At 65.1% G+C, this 18,864-nt stretch carries 15 protein-coding genes, 1 tRNA gene and 1 pseudogene; 7 read left to right on the top strand and 10 right to left on the bottom strand.

Translation table 11 applies throughout. The features are described from left to right. Positions 1–21 precede the first annotated feature (21 nt). The 9 genes from ABE493_RS14525 to map form a co-directional block, all read right to left on the bottom strand. Positions 22–96 (bottom strand) — tRNA-Arg (locus ABE493_RS14525). Between the two features lie 228 nt (positions 97–324). Continuing rightward, on the bottom strand, positions 325–1,005 hold the full coding sequence (locus ABE493_RS14520) for a hypothetical protein (RefSeq protein WP_346499639.1): 681 nt from the start codon (positions 1,003–1,005) through the stop codon (positions 325–327). A 157-nt stretch (positions 1,006–1,162) separates the two neighbouring features. Beyond that, positions 1,163–1,432 carry a hypothetical protein gene (locus ABE493_RS14515; protein WP_346499620.1) on the bottom strand — a complete coding sequence of 90 codons (270 nt, stop codon included), beginning with the start codon at positions 1,430–1,432 and terminating at the stop codon, positions 1,163–1,165. A 371-nt stretch (positions 1,433–1,803) separates the two neighbouring features. Continuing rightward, a complete protein-coding gene (locus ABE493_RS14510; protein WP_346499619.1) occupies positions 1,804–4,692 on the bottom strand; it encodes a diguanylate cyclase in 2,889 nt (962 codons plus the stop codon). Positions 4,693–4,749: 57 nt separating this feature from the next. Then, positions 4,750–5,877: a succinyl-diaminopimelate desuccinylase gene (gene dapE, locus ABE493_RS14505; protein WP_346499618.1), complete on the bottom strand. Its 1,128-nt coding sequence runs from the start codon at positions 5,875–5,877 to the stop codon at positions 4,750–4,752. 58 nt (positions 5,878–5,935) lie between these two features. Beyond that, positions 5,936–6,292, bottom strand: coding sequence for a Spx/MgsR family RNA polymerase-binding regulatory protein (locus ABE493_RS14500; RefSeq protein WP_313272720.1), 357 nt, complete (start codon positions 6,290–6,292; stop codon positions 5,936–5,938). Positions 6,293–6,449: 157 nt separating this feature from the next. Beyond that, positions 6,450–7,553, bottom strand: coding sequence for a 2,3,4,5-tetrahydropyridine-2,6-dicarboxylate N-succinyltransferase (dapD, locus tag ABE493_RS14495; RefSeq protein WP_346499617.1), 1,104 nt, complete (start codon positions 7,551–7,553; stop codon positions 6,450–6,452). Further along, positions 7,553–10,192, bottom strand: a complete 2,640-nt coding sequence (locus tag ABE493_RS14490; protein WP_346499616.1) for a [protein-PII] uridylyltransferase — start codon at positions 10,190–10,192, stop codon at positions 7,553–7,555. Before ABE493_RS14490 ends, dapD begins: the two co-directional genes overlap by 1 nt. Beyond that, a complete protein-coding gene (gene map / locus ABE493_RS14485; RefSeq protein ID WP_062166453.1) occupies positions 10,189–10,965 on the bottom strand; it encodes a type I methionyl aminopeptidase in 777 nt (258 codons plus the stop codon). The genes ABE493_RS14490 and map overlap by 4 nt, the downstream gene beginning before the upstream one ends. A 370-nt stretch (positions 10,966–11,335) precedes the next feature. On the opposite strand from map, the gene ABE493_RS14480 reads away from it, so the two are divergent. From ABE493_RS14480 to ABE493_RS14465, 4 genes are all read left to right on the top strand, one after another. Beyond that, the gene (locus ABE493_RS14480) at positions 11,336–11,848 is read left to right on the top strand and encodes a Csu type fimbrial protein (RefSeq protein ID WP_346499615.1); all 513 of its coding nucleotides are present in this window, start codon (positions 11,336–11,338) and stop codon (positions 11,846–11,848) included. 13 nt (positions 11,849–11,861) lie between these two features. Beyond that, on the top strand, positions 11,862–12,683 hold the full coding sequence (locus ABE493_RS14475; RefSeq protein WP_346499614.1) for a fimbrial biogenesis chaperone: 822 nt from the start codon (positions 11,862–11,864) through the stop codon (positions 12,681–12,683). A gap of 58 nt (positions 12,684–12,741) precedes the next feature. Then, entirely contained in the window at positions 12,742–14,997 is a 2,256-nt protein-coding gene (locus tag ABE493_RS14470) for a fimbria/pilus outer membrane usher protein (RefSeq protein ID WP_346499613.1), read from the top strand. A gap of 68 nt (positions 14,998–15,065) precedes the next feature. Then, positions 15,066–16,025, top strand: coding sequence for a Csu type fimbrial protein (locus ABE493_RS14465; RefSeq protein WP_346499612.1), 960 nt, complete (start codon positions 15,066–15,068; stop codon positions 16,023–16,025). Here ABE493_RS14465 and ABE493_RS14460 read toward each other — a convergent pair. Then, positions 15,989–16,111 carry a hypothetical protein gene (locus ABE493_RS14460; protein WP_346499611.1) on the bottom strand — a complete coding sequence of 41 codons (123 nt, stop codon included), beginning with the start codon at positions 16,109–16,111 and terminating at the stop codon, positions 15,989–15,991. The genes ABE493_RS14465 and ABE493_RS14460 overlap by 37 nt on opposite strands. Positions 16,112–16,332: 221 nt before the next feature. Between ABE493_RS14460 and ABE493_RS14455 the strand changes: the two genes are divergently transcribed. The 3 genes and pseudogenes from ABE493_RS14455 to ABE493_RS14445 all read left to right on the top strand — a co-directional run. Beyond that, positions 16,333–16,845 carry a Csu type fimbrial protein gene (locus tag ABE493_RS14455; protein WP_346499610.1) on the top strand — a complete coding sequence of 171 codons (513 nt, stop codon included), beginning with the start codon at positions 16,333–16,335 and terminating at the stop codon, positions 16,843–16,845. A gap of 8 nt (positions 16,846–16,853) precedes the next feature. Next, positions 16,854–17,642: a fimbrial biogenesis chaperone gene (locus ABE493_RS14450; RefSeq protein ID WP_346499609.1), complete on the top strand. Its 789-nt coding sequence runs from the start codon at positions 16,854–16,856 to the stop codon at positions 17,640–17,642. 1 nt (position 17,643) lies between these two features. Beyond that, positions 17,644–18,864, top strand: a pseudogene (locus ABE493_RS14445) (fimbria/pilus outer membrane usher protein); the annotation flags it as partial.

Here is an 18,864-nt window from a genome sequence, read left to right as displayed (position 1 = left end):
GCTGTTGATACCGCGATGTAATGGGTCCGGAGGCTGGATTCGAACCAGCGCCCTCCCGGTTAGAAGCCGAGCGTTCTGCCACTGAACTACCCCGGAACGTGAGCGGAATGTCGCATGGGGTGAGTGGATGTGCAATACGGCAAGTGATGGTGGATGCCTTGCTGCGGGCCAAGCACGGCATCACGGCCGCAGGCTGCCATCAGGCAGCAAGATCAACCCTGACGCCTGCCCGTATTCCCACCATGCCCTTGCCGGGCACACCAACCAGGATCCAACGCCGGGACGCTGCGCCACCTCGTACAACCAAGGCGACGCCGGTGCGCTCTATCGACCGGCGGGTCCTGCATGTGCTTCGTTGTTGCCCTGCGCAGCCGCACGACTTTGCGCGAACTCCGGGAAGGTCTTGGCCAGCGAGTCCTTGTCCGGCAACACATAGAACACGCCGCCGCGCTCGAATGTGGGAGCGACGATCTGCGCGTAGAAATCCGGCGAGATATTGATGCAGCCATGCGTCACGCGGTTGTCGTCCGGCGACGGCGATGCAAGCCGTTCGGCGCGTCTCTCAGCCGGTACGCCGGTGGCGGTGGGATGGATGGAGACAGCAGACTCGTAGTCAACCCACAACACCCGCCCAGCATCGATTGATGGGCCGAATCCACCCACAAAGCGGCCGGCCGGTGTGGTTCGATCACGGCCCGGAATCTCGCGCAGTGCCAGACCGGCGACGCCTGGCGCCGTATGGTCGCCGACCGCCGAGCCGAACAGCCCGGGCGTCGCACCGCGAAGCCGGCCTTCGCCGTCGAATACCAGAATCTGTGCAGCGGCCTTGTCCATCACCGCGAACGGATAGCCTTGGTTGTCCTTGCTTGCAACAACCCAACCGGCAAGCTCAATGACGGTGTCAGACACGTGTTGATCTGGCGGGAGCTGATCGGTGGAGGCCATCGGTTGCGCGGTGACATCTTCGGCGCTGGCCACGCCGACGCTGGCGAACGCCAGCGCAATTGCCAGCGCGCCAGGAAGGGCCCGCCCTGCAGTGTGTGTGTACTTACGGATGGGACAACTCCTTGCAATGCAGGCTGGATGAGAACAAGGAAGCCAGTGGCCAACAAAGGCCACTGGGTCCCGGCTTCATAGGCTTGTTAAATCTTGTGCCAAGCGATCAACCGCGTGGCGTGCGGCGAGGTGCTCTTTCAAGCTGCTGGACGCGGCCTTCAATTTGATCCAGCCGTTGGTTGGCCTGTTGCGCGGATTGGTTGGCGGATTCGGCACTCTGGGCTGCGCCCTGCACCTTCGAGTCGAGTTGATCAAGGCGTGAGTTGATGCCTGCAAACTCTTCCTTATAGGTTGCGCAGGAAGCAAGGCTGACGGTGACGAGCATCGCCACACCGAACGTACGTGCCATCACTATTTGTTGTTTTGTCAGAAACATTCCACTCCCTCCTTCGTCTGGGGAAGCCCGAATATAGCGGCCTTTTTGCCATTGTCGCGATCCGCTTTCAGCTGACGTTGGAACACGTGGATGGACCGTGAAGACATGGCGGGCGGTGGAGTTGCGGCATGTCTCGAACAATCACTGAAAAGAACGCGACATCTGGGCGACCGTCACGCTTTGTGCACACGTAACGATCAAACCCGGGGCGAAAGCCGGTCTTGGCCAGGCAAACCAGTCTGCGACATTTGATCCACCGCGCCTATTCAACTACGCCCTATTCATCTTTAAAACCAAGCTCGCCGTGCTCGCTACCTACGCGCTGCGCCTTTCAACGCCTTGCTGCTGTCGCAGTGTTCCAGCGCCGACTACTACCCACAATCCTGCTCATGCAGGCAGGCAACCTCCACCCGGTTGCGCCCCTCGCGCTTGCCGCGATAAAGCGCCTGATCAGCGCAGCGCAACAAGGCCATCGGGTCCTCCTCCATTATCGGAATGCAGACTGCAATTCCGATACTGATGGTCACCCGCTGTCCCGCCGCGCCGGTAACCTGCTCCACCGCACTGCGCAGGCGCTCGCCACGCACGAGCGCCTCCTGCTGGTCGCAATCAGGCAGGATCAACACGAATTCCTCACCGCCGTAACGTGCGACCAGTTCATCGCCTCCCGTCACCTGTGCGGCCAGCGTCTGCGCCACGCGGCGCAGCTGCAGGTCACCGATGTGATGCCCATGGGTATCGTTGAACTGCTTGAAGTGATCCACGTCGATCATCATCGCCGCCAACGGTTGCTGCTGCATCGCGCAATGCTGCCAGGCACGCAGCAGGGCTTTCTCCATTGCGTGCCGGTTGGCGATACCGGTGAGGCCATCGGTTTCCACCAAGGCTGAGAGGCGTGCGTTGGCGCTCTGCAGCTCGGCCGTACGTTCGTCGATCTTCTGCTCCAGCAGTCGGTTCTGCGCGTTGACAGCGCGTGTGCGCAGCCGCACCACCGCCACAACCAACAGCAGGCCCAGCGCGGCAAAGCCCAGCAGAACCCAGCCGCGCTGATACCAGAACGGCTCCACCTGCAACCGGTAGTCCATCACTTCCGTCGGCGTTCCGCCCAGCACCCGTGCCTGCAACTGGAAGGTATAAGACCCGGCCGGCAGGCGCTGGTAGGTCAGCTCACGTCCGGCGGTCCAAGGCGACCAGTTGTCGTGATAGCCCGGCATGCGATAGCGGAACTCGACCTCCGGCTCCATGCTGTGCACACCGAAGCGCAGGGCCAAGCCCGCACCGGCCGGCAAACGCTGCACCGTCTGCGCTGACAGCGGCAACAATATTGGTGGGTGATCCGCTCGCTGCAACTCGATGCGATCAAGCCGCGCCTGCGGCGCGGTTGCACCGGATTCGGCGGCAGCAGGATCCAACTGCAATACGCTGTCGCGGGTGACCACGCGCAGATTTCCATCATCGTGCAGCGCAACGCTCATGAAGCCAGGCACGCGACTGTCGCTGACCTGTTGCAGCCGGAATGTGGCGGCGCCGGGCTTGCGCCACCACAGTTGCCTTGCCGTCCACGCAAAGCTCCCCTGCGCGTTGTCCTCGCCCTCAAGCTCCGAGGGCGCCTGCAACCCCACCAGCGACGGCAATTCGGCGGCTGCAAAGCGCTCGCCCTGCAGCCGCCGAACCTGCCCGGCGGAGATCGCATACAGCACGCCATCACTACGGAATACCCGCGTGCCCTGCCCGGCGACCACCGGCAGCCCCTGCGCATCGCCGTAGCGTTGATCGGTAAGCAGCTGGCCGCTATCAGGATTGAAGCGCCAGCGGCGCGCGCCACCACCCGCATCGCCAGCCCATAGCTCGCCGGCCGCAAGCTCGTACAGACCGTCCACCGCCTTGATATTGGTTTTCCACTGCGCCACTACCTGCCAACGCCCATCGCGCTGGCCAAGCACGATGATCCTGTCCTTGCCGAGCGCAAACATCCTTCGGCTATCGAACGTTGAAGGCAGCAGCTTGATGATGCTGTCACCCAAAAGCGGTGCCAGCAGCCGTCGCGGTTGTGTCTGCCCCGGATCCAGCACGGCCAGGCCATGGCGATCGCCGATCAGCAAACCGGCACTCGTCCCCTCCACGGCAAACGTTTCCAAATCCCGACGTGGCCACTGCAGCTGCGAGAACATCGGGGTGGCGACTGCGGAAGGCTGCGCACGCCACACCCCAATGCTCGCCACCCACAGATGGCCGTCATACCAGGTGCTGTCGAAGATCCGTCCGCTCAGGCCGTGCAGGCGCCCAAAGCGCGTCCACGGCAGCGACCAGCGCAGGCGCGCGATTCCGTTTTCACCGGATACCCATACCGCGCCTTCGTGGTCTTCCACCAGATCATGCATCTCACCTGCACAGGCGGCGAAGCTGTCGAGCAGGCGCAACCCCGGCGAGAAACGCATCACGGTGCAGTCAAAGCTGCCAACCGCGAAGCCGCCATCGGCCAAGGCGATGCCTGCGTATGGCTCATGCAGGCGAAAGACGGCGTCGGCCTCGGTGTCGAGCTTGCGCAGGCGCTTGCCATCGCTGAAATGGAAGCCATCGGCGGCGGCGAACAACAGCCCGCCGCGATACGGCCAGGCCGCAGGGACACGCAGCGTGGCCAGGGAGTCCATGCCGTCCACCAGAACCAGGCCGGCCCCGTCCACGCGGTACAGACCTTCCCCCGGAACCCGCAGGTAGACGGCGTCGCCGGCCACCAGCGGGCGGCTACGCGCGCCGGCAGGGAGCTGCAGCCGCGTGGTGCTGCCGTCCTTTTCCAGCACGAACAACGCCCCGGCGCTGGTCGCATGCACGCCCCGTGAGGTTTCGCCCAACGAGAAAACTTCAACCGGGGCCTGCACCAGGCCTGCACTGGCCAGGCGGGGCAGCAGATCGACGAAGCCATGGGTACCGTCGGCCCGCCGCAGCAGCTGCCCGAACAGCCCTGCACCGGCGACATAGATACTGCCGTCGCGCGCCAGCATGATCGAGTACACCGGCACCTGGCCGGCTGCCGCAAGCAGCTCCCACACGCCACTGCGGTAGAGCATCACCCCTTCGCCACTGGCGGCATACAGGCTGCCTGCGCGGTCAACGACCACGCCCGGGTAGGTCGGCGAGGCCGGCAGCTGGCTTGCCCCGAACTGACGCAATAACGGCAAGCCATGCATCGCGGTGGTTGCATGCGCCAACGGCAACATGCAAACCAGCACGAACACCATCAGTCCATTGCGGAACCACATTTGAACGCCATCCATCTCGCCCCCCCCGGCAAGATTGTGCACCTGCACGGTAACAGCTCAGTCCAGCAGTTTTTCTATCAGTGTCCGGTAAAGGTCTGGTAGCGCCTGCAGATCGCCCACGCGCACGTTCTCATCAACCTGGTGGATGCTGGCATTCACCGGCCCCACCTCGATGCACTGCGCGCCCAAGGGCGCGATGAAACGGGCATCGGAGGTGCCACCGCCGGTGCTTTCCTCCGGCGCGGCGCCGGCAAACCCGGCCAGCACCTCACGGGCGACGCTGCGCAGGCGGCCTTCCGGGGTGTAGAACGGCTCGCCGCTGCGGTGCCACTGCAGGTCGTAATCCAGGCCGTGACGATCGAGCAGCGCGCCGATCTCGGCTTCCAGCCTGTCGGCGTTCCAGTGCGGGTTGTAGCGCAGGTTGAACATCACCTGCAGCTCGCCCGGGATCACATTGTTGGCACCGGTGCCGGCATTGATGTTGGAGATCTGCAGGCTGGTGGACGGGAAACTTTCGTAACCATCGTCCCAATGCCTGGCAGTGAGCTCAGCCAAGGCCGGCGCGGCCAGATGAATCGGGTTGCGGGCCTTGTCCGGATAGGCGACGTGGCCCTGCACGCCCTTGACGCGCAGCTTGGCCGACAGGCTGCCGCGCCGGCCCACGCGCAGCAGGTCACCGAGCTTGGCGGTGGACGAAGGCTCGCCGGTAATGCACCAGTCGATGCCCTGCCCGCGCTCAACGAACAGCTTGGCAATGTGGCGCACGCCATCAATGGCGTCGCCTTCCTCATCGCTGGTCAGCAGCACCGCCAGCGTACCGGGGTGGTTCGGGTGGGCGGCAACAAACTGCTCGGCGGCCACCACGAAGGCGGCGACGCTGCCTTTCATGTCAGCAGCGCCACGCCCGTACAGCACGCCGTCGCGCACTTCCGGCTTGAACGGATCACTGCTCCAGGCCTGGACCGGGCCGGTGGGCACCACGTCGGTGTGGCCGAGCAGCACCAGCACCGGCGCGCCGCTGCCGTGGGTAGCCCAGAGGTTGTCGACTTCGCCCAGACGCAGGTGCTCGCAGTTGAAGCCTGCGGCGTTGAGGCGGCCGGCAATCAGTTGCTGGCAACCGGCATCTTCGGGGGTTACCGAGGGGCGTGCGATCAGGTCGCAGGTCAGGGCGAGTACGTCGTTCATGGGGGCCTTATGGATCGGTGGCTTCGCGGCTTACGCCGCTCCTGCATGCAGTGGCGGATCAGGCGATGTTGAAGCGGGCCTTGAAGCCGTTGTCGCTGAAACCCTGGCTCAGGGTGCCGTCGTCGGTGATCACCAGCGGGCGCTTGATCAGCTGCGGGTATTCGCGCAGCAGCAGCTTCCACTCGGCATCGGATTCGGGCGACTTGCGGTTGTCCGGCAACTGCCGCCAGGTGGTGGACGATTTGTTGATCATCGCCGCGAAACCGCCGGCCTTGCCGGCCCACTCCAGCAGCGTTTCCGGGCTGGGTTTGTTGTCGCGGTAATCAACGAAGGTATAGGCGACGTTGAAGCGATCCAGCCACTTGGTGGCCTTCTTGCAGGTGTCGCAGTTTTTAAGTCCGTAGATCGTGGTCATGGTTCCAAGCTCGCGGTGATGTAGCCCCTCTCCCTTCGGGAGAGGGGTTGGGGAGAGGGTAAGGGTGAGGCCTCATGCAGGCCAGGCACTGCAGCGCTTCGCGCCAACCCTCATCCGCCCCGTTGGGGCACCTTCTCCCGCAGGGAGAAGGAGAAACTCAGTCCGCCAATCCGCGCAGCAGGTCATTGACGCTGGTCTTGCTGCGGGTCCTGGCGTCCACCTGCTTGACGATCACCGCGCAGTACAGCGAATGCGTGCCGTCCTTGGACGGCAGCGAGCCGCTGACCACCACGCTGTACGGCGGCACATAGCCATACGTCACTTCGCCGGTGGCGCGGTTGTAGATGCGGGTGCTCTGGCTCAGGAACACGCCCATGCCGATCACGCTGTGGTGGCCGACGACCACGCCTTCCACCACTTCCGAACGCGCGCCGATGAAGCAATGGTCTTCGATGATGGTCGGGCTGGCCTGCAGCGGCTCCAGCACGCCGCCGATGCCAGCACCGCCGGACAGGTGGCAGTGCTTGCCGATCTGCGCACAGGAGCCCACGGTGGCCCAGGTATCAACCATCGTGCCCTCGCCCACATGCGCGCCGATGTTGGTGAAGCTCGGCATCAGCACCACGTCCTTGCCGAAGTGCGTACCACGGCGCGCGATCGCACCCGGCACCACGCGCACGCCGGCCTGGCGGAAGGCGGCTTCGTCATAGCCTTCAAAGCGCGACTCGACCTTGTCCCAGAACGGGGCCGGGGCGCCGTCCATCACCGCCATGTCGTTGACGCGGAAGTACAGCAGCACGGCCTTCTTCAACCATTCGTTGACCTTCCAGCCACCGTTGCCATCAGGCTCGGCAACACGGAACTCGCCGGACTCCAGGCCATCGATCACGCGGTTGACCAGCGCGCGGGTCGAGCCTTCGATCTCGTCCATCGTCAGCATGGTGCGGCGCTCGAAGGCGCTTTCGATGCTGAACTTGAGCTCGGCCACACCCGGTGCCGGCGGCTTGCGCAGGCTGCGCGGGCCTACCGATGGCGTCGCCGGCTTGGCCGACGTCGGCTTGGCAGCTGCAACCTTCTTGACCGGGGCCTTCACTGCCTTGACTGCCTTGACTGCCTTGGCAACAGGCTTGGCGGCGGGCTTGGTCACGGCGGCGGCCTTTTTCTTCGGCGCGGCGGCCTTGCTCGGCGCGGCTTTTGCAGGCGCAGCCTTCTTGACGGCCTTCTTGGTCACGGTCTTCTTGGTTACGGGCTTGCTTGCCATCAGTGGGGGTCTCCTGGCTTGTTGTCGGGATCCAGGCAGGCCAGCAATGCGTCGCGCAAAGCCTGCATGGAGGTTTCGGTAAGCGGGTGATCGTGTCGATCGGTAAGCTGGAATTGATCTTCGGCGCGCTCGCCAAACGTGGCGATGCGCGCATCCTGCACGCGCAGGCGCTGATCACGCAGCACATGTGCCACATCGGCCAGCAGCCCGGGGCGGTCCGGCGCCACCAGGTTCAACACGGTGCGGCCTTGATGGCTGGATTCGAGGAACTCGATGCGCGGGGCGAAGCGGAAATGCTTGAGCTGGCGCGGCATCACCCGCCGCGACGGGCGCAGTATCAGGATATTGCCGGCCAGTGCCTTGCGCAGCACCGCTTCCAGGCGCGCGGCGTCGCCATCGGCAAAACTGCCTGCGGGCGTCACTTCGAAGGTATCGAAAATAGTGTCGTCAGGACCATCGAGCACGCGTGCACGGTGAATGCCGTAGCCGGCGCGGTCCAGGGTCATCACGATGGCGGCGAACATGCCGTCGCGGTCCGGCGAATGCACGAATACTTCCAGCGCGTCACTTTCCGGCGTGATCCGCCGCACCTTCACCAGAGTGCCGCCCTTGCGTATTTCAATCAGCGAGGCGGCCTGCCACACCAGCTGCTCGGGGCGGAAGCGCACAAAGCTTTCGTCGGGCATGGCGGTGAACTGGCGCTCGATCACCGCGTCGGCATGGCCGAGCAGGCGCATCTGTTCACGCACGTTGTCGCGCGCTTCCTGCACCCGCTCCGCCTCCGGCAAGGGATGCTCCAGGCCTTCGCGCAGCGCGCGACGGGTGGCGAAGTACAGGTCAGCCAGCAAGCGGTCCTTCCACGCATTCCACATCTTGGGGCTGGTGCCGGCGATATCGGCGCAGGTCAGCAGGTACAGGTAATCGAGACGATCACGGTCACCCACCAGGCCGGCAAAGCGATGGATCACTTCCGGGTCGGTGATGTCCTGTTTCTGCGCGGTGATCGACATGCGCAGGTGCTGCTCCACCAGCCACGCCACCAGCTCGGTATCCGAACCACTCAGGCCGTGCGCACTGCAGAACTCGCGCGCATCCACCGCGCCCAGTTCGGAATGGTCACCACCACGGCCCTTGGCAATGTCATGAAACAGGCCAGCCAGCAGCAGCAATTCCGGCTTGCGCAGGCGCGGCCATACTTCATGCGCAATGGAGAAACGTTCATCGGCACGGCCACTGGCGAACAAGGCGATGTTCCGCAGCACCATCAAGGTGTGCTGGTCCACCGTATAGACGTGGAACAGGTCGAACTGCATGCGCCCGGACACCGCCGCGAATGCAGGAATCCACTGCCCCAATACGCCCAGCCGCGCCATGCGCGCCAGCGTGTCGACCGCGCGCGGGCCACGCAACAAAGCCATGAACTGTTCGCGGACGCTGTCATCAACGGCCGAATAGGCCGGGATTTCATCCAGCATCTCGGCCAGGCCGCGCGCGGTCATCGAGTGCAGGCCGCGCACATCGGGGGTCCGCGCCCAGCAGGCAAACAAGGCAAATATGCTGCGGATGTCGCCATGCGGCCACATCGGATCATCGGCGGACAGGTAACCGCGGCGCAGCGAGAAACCGGCACCCACCGATTGCGGTGTGGCTTCGCCGTCGAACTGTTCTTCAAAGCGTTGCAGCAGGCGGTCGCTGATGCGGCGGATCACCGTCGCACTGCGATAGAAGCCCTGCATCATTTTTTCCACGCCCAGGCTTTCGGCGTCGTCGCCAAAGCCCATGCGTGCGGCCAGGGCTTTCTGGTAGTCAAACCGCAGCCGCTCTTCCGGGCGTTGCGCCACCAGGTGCAGACCGAAACGCAGCTGCGCCAACACCAGCCGTTCACGCTTGAGCGCAGCGGCTTCATCCAGGCCCAGATGGCCCAGCCCGACCAGCGCATCGATATTGCTGACGCCGAAGGCGCGCAGCGCCATCCAGCCCAGCGTATTGAGATCGCGCAGACCGCCCGGGCCATCCTTGATGTCCGGTTCCAGATTGTCGGCGGTGTCACCAAAGCGTTGGTGACGGGCCAGCAGCTCTTCGCGCTTGGCCAGGAAATATTCGCGCGGCGGCCATACCAGGCTCGGCGCGATCGCCCGCGCCAAGCCATGCTGGGCGGTTGCGTCAGCCGCCAGCGGACGCGCTTCGATCAAGGCGGTGAGCACCGTCTGGTCGGCGGCGGCGTGCACGCATTGCGCGGCTGAACGCACCGCGTGGCTGGCCGGCAGGCCGGCGTCCCACAGCAGCGCGAACAGGCGCGCCAGGGTGGCTTCGTGGCGTTGCTGGACGTCGTTTTCGGCCAGCACCAGCAGGTCGATGTCCGAGCGCGGGAACAACTCGCCACGGCCATAGCCGCCTACCGCGAACAGCGCCAAGCCGGCACTCGCGGGAACGCAGCGCTGCCAGGCTTCAACGATCAGCTGATCAACCGCCCGCGTGCGCAGGCCAAGCAGGCGCTCGACGTTGTCGGCCTGCTCGAAGCGCTTGCCAAGGCGCGCATCGGTGTGGGCAAGCGACTGCCGTGCATCGGCAGCCCATTGCGCGTCACCGGCGGAATCGGCCGGCGTGTCCAGACTCGGGCCCGCCGGCTGTGGGGTCATGCCTGCGCGGTTTCAGCCGGTGACAACGTCAATACCTCAACGCCGTCTTCGGTCACTGCGATCATGTGTTCCCACTGTGCCGACAACTTGCGGTCCTTGGTCACCACGGTCCAGCCATCGGGCAGCACCTTGGTGTAACGGGTGCCTTCATTGATCATCGGCTCGATGGTGAAGGTCATGCCCGGCTTCAACACCAGGCCCTGGCCCGGACGGCCGTAATGCAGCACCTGCGGCTCGTCGTGGTAGACCTTGCCGATGCCGTGGCCGCAGTACTCGCGCACCACGCTGAAGCGTTCGCCTTCGGCGTATTCCTGGATCGCGTGGCCCACATCGCCCAGGGTTGCGCCCGGCTTGACTGCGCGGATGCCGCGCCACATCGCTTCCTTGGTGGTTTCCACCAGGCGCTTGGCCATCACCGACGGGGTGCCGACGTAATACATGCGGCTGGTGTCGCCGTGCCAGCCATCCTTGATGACGGTCACATCGATATTGATGATGTCGCCATCCTTGAGCACCTTGGCTTCACTGGGAATGCCGTGGCAGATGACGTTGTTGACCGAGGTGCACACGGTCTTGGGGAATCCGCGGTAGCCCACATTGGCCGGGACGGTGCCCTGCACATTGATGATGTGGTCGTTGCAGATGCGGTCCAGCTCTTCGGTGGTGACGCCGGGCTTGACGTGCGGAGCGACGATGTCGAGCACCTCGGCCGCCAGACGGCCAGCGATGCGCATCTTCTCGATTTCTTCGGGGGTTTTCAGTTGGATTGCCATGTGCCGATTATCCCCCATTTGGGTTATTTCGCTAAGTATTTCACATTAATGAACGTGGAATAGGCCCTCTGGCCTCGGCGTTCCTCCGAACCGGACCGCCGCACGCAAGACCGCCCCCGCCGGCACCGCTGCGGGCTTTCCATACCCCTGCGAATCGTCTCAATCCGGGTCACCAAAGACGCCAAAACCCAGTTAGAACAACGCTAATTTGGCGCACGCGCATCACAGAAAAACCCGCCTTGGGACATATCTCATACTCCTCACGGGTGGCTTGGGAACAGACTCAATCCGCACCTGCCGCACCGTGTTTGCCGCTAGCCGGCCAGCTCGGAACAGGACAGGCGCGCTGTCTTTTCTCCAAGGATTCACCATGAAACTTCGCAATGTCCCCCTGTTCGCCTTCATCGCCGCCACTGCCTTCGCAGGTGCCGCCCACGCAGCGACAGACACCACGCAGTTCCAGGTCAAGATCACCATTACCGAGTCCTGCGACGTGCACACCGTCAACGCCAGCGACATCGACTTTGGCACCCATGTCCGCTCCACCAGCGCCACCCCGATCGACAACCAGGGCGCCCTGCAGCTCAACTGCAGCCGCGGCACGCCCTATCAGATCGCGCTGGATCCGGGCCTCAACTCCAGCAGCCCGACTGCGGCTGCCGACAACCGCCGCATGACCAACTCCGATGGCGGGCTGGTGCCCTACGGCCTGTACCGCGACGCCGCCCGCACCCAGTTCTGGGGCCGGGTGCTGGGCACCAACACCGTGGGCGGCACCGGCACCGCCGCCCAGCAGTCGATCCCGGTCTACGGCCGGGTAGCGGCCACCGATGTCGCTGCCGGCGTCTACCTGGACACCATCACCGCGACCGTCACCTACTGATCAGGCCAGCCCCATGAACCATCGCCACCCGCGCAGTTTGCGGGTGGCGAGCCTGGCCCGGCTCGCCACCGTATTTCCTGCACGATTACCTGCACTATTACTTGCACTCTCTTTACTGGCGTCCTTCCCCAGCAACGCCGGCAACCTGCAGGTCGCCCCCATCCTGCTTGAGGTTGCCAACACCCAGCCCTCGCAGACCCTGTGGCTGACCAATTCCGGAACCGAAACCCTGCGCGCCCAGGTCCGTGTACAGCACTGGACCCAGCACGACGGGCAGGAGCACCAGCAGCCCGGTGAGGGCCTGCTTGCCAGCCCACCCTTGGTGGACATCGCCCCCGGCCAGTCGCAATTGGTGCGCATCGTCCAGTCACAGCCAGGCAAACACGCCGGCGAACAAGCGTTCCGGCTGACGATAGACGAGGTGCCAACCGTAACCGGCAGCGCCACCTCCAGCCTGCGGTTTCTGCTGCGCTACTCCGTCCCGGTGTTCGTATTGCCACCCGGCGCGACACCGCAGCTGGAACGCAGTGGCAAACGCCTGCGCACCGATGCCACGCAGCTGCAGGGCCACTGGCAGGCAGGCAACGGCCAGGCCGCCCTGGTCCTGCACAACCATGGTTCCCAGCGCATCCGCATCAGCCAGCTGAGCTGGATCCCCGCCTCCGGCCCCGCCATCGAAATCACCCCCGGCCTGCTTGGTTACGTGCTGGCAGGCCAGCAGATGCGCTGGACGCTCCCCTTGCCCAAGCCCTTGCCCGCCGACGGCTTTCTCCACGCCAGGCTCAATGACGATGTCGACCCACAAGCCCTGCCGCAGGTCGCTGCTGAGCATTAGCCTCGGGCTTGCCGCTGCAGCGTTTGCCTGTTCACCGGCGTCTGCCGGAGAAGCAGCATTGCCCGCAACGGCGGCCGAGGACTACACGCTGCTCCTGCAAACCAGCATCAACCAGGCCGACACAGGCCAGTTGACGCCCTACGTGGTACGCCAGCAGACGCTGTTCGCCAGCCCGCACAGCCTGCGCCAACTCGGGCTCGCGCTGCCGCCCGAATTCGCCGAGCAGGCGTTGATCCCGTTGCCGGCGCTGGCCGGCGTCAGCAGCGACTACGACGCGGCCCTGCAACGCATCAACCTGCAGGTGCCGCTATCGATGCTGGACCGGCCAGCTACCCACAGGGATCTGCGCCGCATGGACTCGCCACGTCCAGATCCGGTTCAACGCAGCCCCGGTGGCGTGCTCAACTACGACCTGCATGCCCGCCACGAGGGGGGTAACGCACACCTGAGCAGTTTCAGCGAACTGCGCCTGTTCGGCCCGGGCACCGGCATCGCCAGCACCACGCTTGCCCACCTCGTCGGCAACGGCCGTACCCACAGCACACGCCTGGACAGCAGCTGGCGAGTGGATTGGCGTGATGCCATGGTCAGCCTCAGCGTGGGCGACAGCATTACCGCAGGGCACGAATGGACGCGTGCGCTGCGCCTGGGCGGCGTACGTGTGTCGCGCAATTTTTCCCTGCAGCCGTATCGCCTGACCACACCGCCGGCGTCCTTTGCCGGTGAAGCCATCCTGCCTTCGACCGTGGATCTGTACATCGATGGCATCCGCCAATCCAGCCAGCAGTTGCCACCCGGGCGCTTCCAGCTCGACAGCAGTCCTTCGCTCAATGGTGCTGGCCAGGCAAGACTGGTTGTCACCGACATCACCGGACAAAGCCAGACCCTGGACTTCGCCCTGTACGGCACACCGGAACTGCTGCAGTCCGGGCTGGCGGACTGGTCCTTGGAATTGGGAGCCATCCGCCGCGACTACGGCCTGCATTCCTTTGCCTACGGAAACCATCCGGTTGCCAGTGCCAGCCTGCGCTACGGGCTCTACGACAGCCTTACCCTGCAGGCCCATGCCGAAGGCAGCCGCGGCATCCAACAAGCTGGCGCAGGCACCGTGCTCCTGCTCGGCCGTCGCGGCGGGGTGCTCACAGGCTCGATCGCCGCCAGCCAAGCGGGCAGCCTGGGTGGCCAGCAATACGGCCTGGGCTACCAATGGAGCGCTCGCCGGTTCAGCGTCTCTGCCAGCAGCCTGCGCCGCAGCGCGGGCTACCGGGATGTGGCCGCCGTGCATGAGCGGGCCACCATGCCACGCCGCAGTGAGCAGGCATTTGCCGGCTTCAGCACCGCTGCCGGCCAGTTCAGCCTCAGCTACGTCGCCCAACACCATCCGGAGCTGCCGCGCAGCCGCTACGCCGGTGTGAACTGGTCACACGCGCTGAGCAACAACGCTCACGTAAGCCTCAACGTGAATCGCGACCTCAGCGACAAGGGCGGCAACAGTGCGTTCGCCTACTGGTCGCAACCACTGGACCGTCATACCAGCACAAGCGCTTCAGCCCGCCATGGCCGCAACGGCAACCGACTGTCAGTGGAAGCCAACCATGCCGCCAGCGAACCTGCTGCATTGGGTTGGCGTGCGCAGGTCAGCAGCGGCGGCGAGCGCCAGCGCGGCCTGCGCGCGGAAATCAACCAACGCGGCTTGCGCGGGCAATGGTCGGCAGGAGTCGAGCATGACCGCGCGGAAACCAGCTACACCCAGGCCTACGCCAGCGGCAGCGGCGCATTGGCCTGGATGGGCGGACGCATGCACACGCTGCCACGTGTTGATGATGCGTTCGCGCTGGTCTCCACCGCGGGCGTGGGCGACGTGCCGGTGCTGCTCGACAACCGCAGCGTCGGCAGCACCAACAGGCACGGCCAGCTGCTGGTGTCCCAGCTCAGCGCCTGGCAGCGCAACCAACTGTCCATTGATCCCCAGCATCTGCCAGCCGACATGCAGCTGGACAGCACCAGCGCGGAGGTGGTGCCGGAAACCCGCCGCGGCGTGCAGGTGGTCTTTCCGATGCGACGCACGCTTGCCCTGCATTTCGGCGTGCGTGACCGCGACGGCCAATGGTTGCCGGCAGGCAGCCGCATCACCGTGGAAGCCCCCGGCCATCTTCCCCAAAGCAGCATCGTCGGCCACGAAGGCAAGGTGTATCTGCTTGATCCCCCACCGCAGTCGCGCCTGCACTTTGACGCCGGCCAATGCAGCGCCCCTCTGCCCACTGCCCCGGCAAACGAAGGCAGGCTCAACCTCGAGGACGTGACATGCGAATAGTTCGTGCAGCAAGGCCCGGAACAGGCAGCAGGCGGCCCGCAAAGCGCAGCAGGCACTATCGGCGGCTGATGCTGGCGTTGACGCTGTGGCTGCCGTTGTTGCAGGCCGATGCAGCGCCGTACTGCAGCACCTCCAGTTCACCCAGCATCAATTTCGGCGCAGTCCCGGCCAGCGGCTACCAGGACGCGCAAACCGCCGTCGTGCTCAATTGCAATGGCGGTGTCAGCACACTGCTCACGCCGGCAATCTTCCGGGTCTGCCTCTTCATTGGCACCGGCACCTCCGGCGCGATGGCACCGCGCCTGATGCCCAACGGCAACGGTGACTTCATGCGCTACGACCTGTATGCCGATGCCTACCGCAGCCAGCTGATCGGTCCGCAATCAAGCGGCTATCCGCTGTACAGCCTGACGTTCCGGCTGGCCCCGCGCGAGAACCTGAGCTTCAGGATCCCCATCCATGCCCACGTACACGCCGGCCAGAACCTGCCGGGCAGGTTTCCTTACAGCGACATGCCGTACAACTCTTTCATTCGCTACAGCTATGGCTATATCCATACGCCGACCGAGAGTGATTGCCGCGAGCGCTACCCTGGCTCACTGGGCGGCGCAGGCGACATCAGCTTCAATTGGAATGGCGTGCAGGCAACCGTGACGCGCAGCTGTCGCATCAGCACCCTTTCGCAGATGAACTTCGGCGCCACCACTGCCTTCGAAGGCAAGCGCGAACAGACCGCATCACTGCAATTGAAATGCACCCGCGATGTCGCCTGGCAGGTGAGTCTGGATGAGGGAATGCATGCCCAATCCGGTGACCGCTTCATGGCTTCGGCCGATGCGCGCCTGGGCTACGAACTGTATAGCGACGCAAGCCGCTCCAGCCGCTGGGGCAACACCCAGAGCAGCGCTGTCAGCGGCGTCGGCAACGGTGAAATGCAGGGTCTTACCGTCTACGGCCAAGTGCCTGCACAGCCCGGCGCCCTGCCCGGCAACTACCAGGACACCATCACCGTGACCTTGACGTACTGATGCTCGCCGGACGCGCCAGCCAACGACAGAACCACTGGCATCTCGATACCGGCCTGCAATCGATCCGGCGCAACGACAAGTGCCATCCAGCTGCTGCAGATCGTGCAGGCGCAGGCAACATCTGACGTCAGCCAAATGCAGCAACGCTGCACGAATTGACCCAAGTTAGCAGGATCGCCCGTTCAGCCGAATCGGACGCAGCAAACCTGCGCCAAGCCGGCAAGCGCGTGCTTAGCTTTGCGCGCCCGCCGATGCGATGCCTCATCACATCACGTCACGCATTGGCATCCATAGCCGGGGTATCGACATGCGCAGGCACAGCATTTTCATCACGCCACTCAGTATTGCCCTGGCTGCCAGCGCTGCGCTGGCATCAGCGGCAACCCAGACCACGCAGTTCCAGGTCCGTATTGTCATCACCGAGTCCTGCAACATCCAGGCGGTTGCCGCCAGCGACATCGATTTCGGCACGCTGACCCGCTCCACCGGCACCCCCGTCGACGCCCAGGGCACCCTGGAGGTCAATTGCAGCAGCGGCACGCCCTATACCATCGGCATGAACCCAGGCACCAATGCCACCAGCACCACGGCAGCGGCCGGCAACCGGCGCATGTCCGACGGCGGCAACAACTTTCTTGCCTATGGCCTTTATCGCGACGCCGGCCGGCAGGATTTCTGGGGCGACGTGGTTGGTACCGACACCCATGCCGGGACCGGTAACGCGAGCACACAAAGCGTAGCCGTCTACGGACGCGTGCCTTCCACCGACGCCCCGGCCGGCAGCTACAGCGACACGGTTATCGCCACGATCACCTACTGAGCACAACCATGAGCGTGTCGTGCCCTCCGTCGACAACCTGCGCGGCCAACCGTGGCCGCCGCATAGCGCTGACCGCAGTGCTTGCCTGTGCATTCGGCAGCAACGCCGGCAACCTGCAGGTCGCTCCCATCGTGCTGGAGTTCAGCGAAAACCAGCAGGCCAACGCACTGTGGCTGGAAAACAATGGCGACCAGGCCGTGCATGCACAGATCCGCGTGCAGCAGTGGTCGCAGACCGGCGCAAGCGACGTGCTTGCACCCACGCAGGCCTTGCGCGCAAGCCCGGCGATCATCCAGGTACTTCCCGGCGAGCGCCAGTTGGTACGTATCGTGCGCCCGGCGCCGTTGCCTGCGACCATTGCCTACGAGCAGGCCTATCGGGTGTGGGTGGACGAGCTTCCCGAGGCCAATGCACAGCGACCTTCGGGCCTGCAATTCCTGCTGCGCTATTCCATACCGGTGTTTGTTCTGCCGCATGCCGCCCTGCCGCGTGAGCAGATCAGCACCGCCATGGAGGATGCGCACCGCCTGCAGACGAGTTGGCAGTTTGCGACCGGCGTGCTGGTCCTGGATGCGCACAACGCAGGCAACCAGCGCGTGCGCCTGAGCGAGCTTGGTTGGCGCGCGGACAACGGCACCGTCACCCCGCTGCACCCAGGCCTGCTCGGCTATGTCCTGGCCGGCCAGGACATGCAATGGAAACTGCCGCTGACGACGCAACTCCCCCACCCGGGCCACTTGCAGGCCAGGCTGAACGATGCCCCCGCAGCGCAGCCGCTTCTTTCTGCTGGCCGTTAGCATGGCCCTGGACGTCGCAGGCGCATCACCGCCGACCGCAGCGCGCCCGCTCAGCCTGCCTGATCCGTTCTCGGCCAGCGTCATCCAAACCCAGGAGCTGTACCTGGACGTCCATGTGAACCGCGAGCAGAACGGCACGTTGGTCCGCCTCAACTTGCAGGGCCAGACCCTGTCAGCCAGCGCATCCAGCCTGCGGGAAATCGGCCTGCGACTTCCAGGCGGGATAGCCGCCGATGCGCCTTCGATCACCTTGGATCAGCTTCCCGGCGTCCGCATAAGTTACGACCCGCGCAACCAGCGCCTGGACTTGCAGGTGCCGGTGCAGATGCTGGACCGTCCAACCACGCGACTGCGCGCAGGTGCGGCTGGCGATGCGCTTGCAGTCAGCGACAGCAGCCCCGGCTTGCTGCTGAATTACGATCTCTATGCGCAGCAACTGCGCGGCAATCGCGATATCAGCGGCTATAGCGAACTGCGCCTGTTCGGGCTGGGCCCAGGCACCTGGAGCACAAACCAGACCTCACGCTTGAGCAGCGGCCAAGGCGGACGCACTGCCGGCAGCATCCGCCTGGACAGCCAATGGCAGCTGGACCTGCCGGGCCCGATGCTGAGCCTGAGAGTGGGCGACCAGCTCACCGGCGCACTCGACTGGTCACGCTCGGCGCGCATCGGCGGCCTGCACCTGTCGCGCAATTTCAGCCTGCAGCCCTACCGGGTCACAACGCCGCTGGCCTCGTTTGCCGGCGAGGCCGTGCTGCCCTCGACGGTGGACCTGTACATCAACGGTGTGCGCCAGGCCAGCCAGCGCGTCGCCCCGGGTCGCTTCCAGCTGGACAGCACACCCGCGCTCAGCGGCAGCGGGCAGGCGCAGTTGCTGGTCACCGACATCAACGGCGACAGCCGCTCGCTGGAGTTCGCCCTGTACGGTGCGCCCGAGCTGCTGCAGCCCGGGCTGTCGGATTGGTCGCTGGATATCGGCGTATTGCGCAAGGACTACGGCCTGCGCTCGTTCCGCTATGACCGCCGGCCCTTGGCCAGTGCCAGCCTGCGCCGCGGCCTGAGCGACCGCCTGACACTGGAGACACATGCCGAAGTGGCCCGCAACGTGCGCGTGGCTGGCGTCGGGGGGGGGGGCGGCGGGGGGGGGCGGGCGCGGGGGGGGGGGGGGGCCGGGGGGGGGGGGCACCGCCCCCGGGCCGGGGGGCCCCGCCGGCCCCCCGGG

The organism is Stenotrophomonas terrae, from assembly GCF_039674165.1.
GTDB classification, from domain to species: Bacteria; Pseudomonadota; Gammaproteobacteria; order Xanthomonadales; family Xanthomonadaceae; genus Stenotrophomonas; species Stenotrophomonas terrae_A.
The sequence above is the reverse complement of the archived record's forward strand: the minus strand, read 5'-3'. Positions and strand labels throughout refer to the sequence as shown.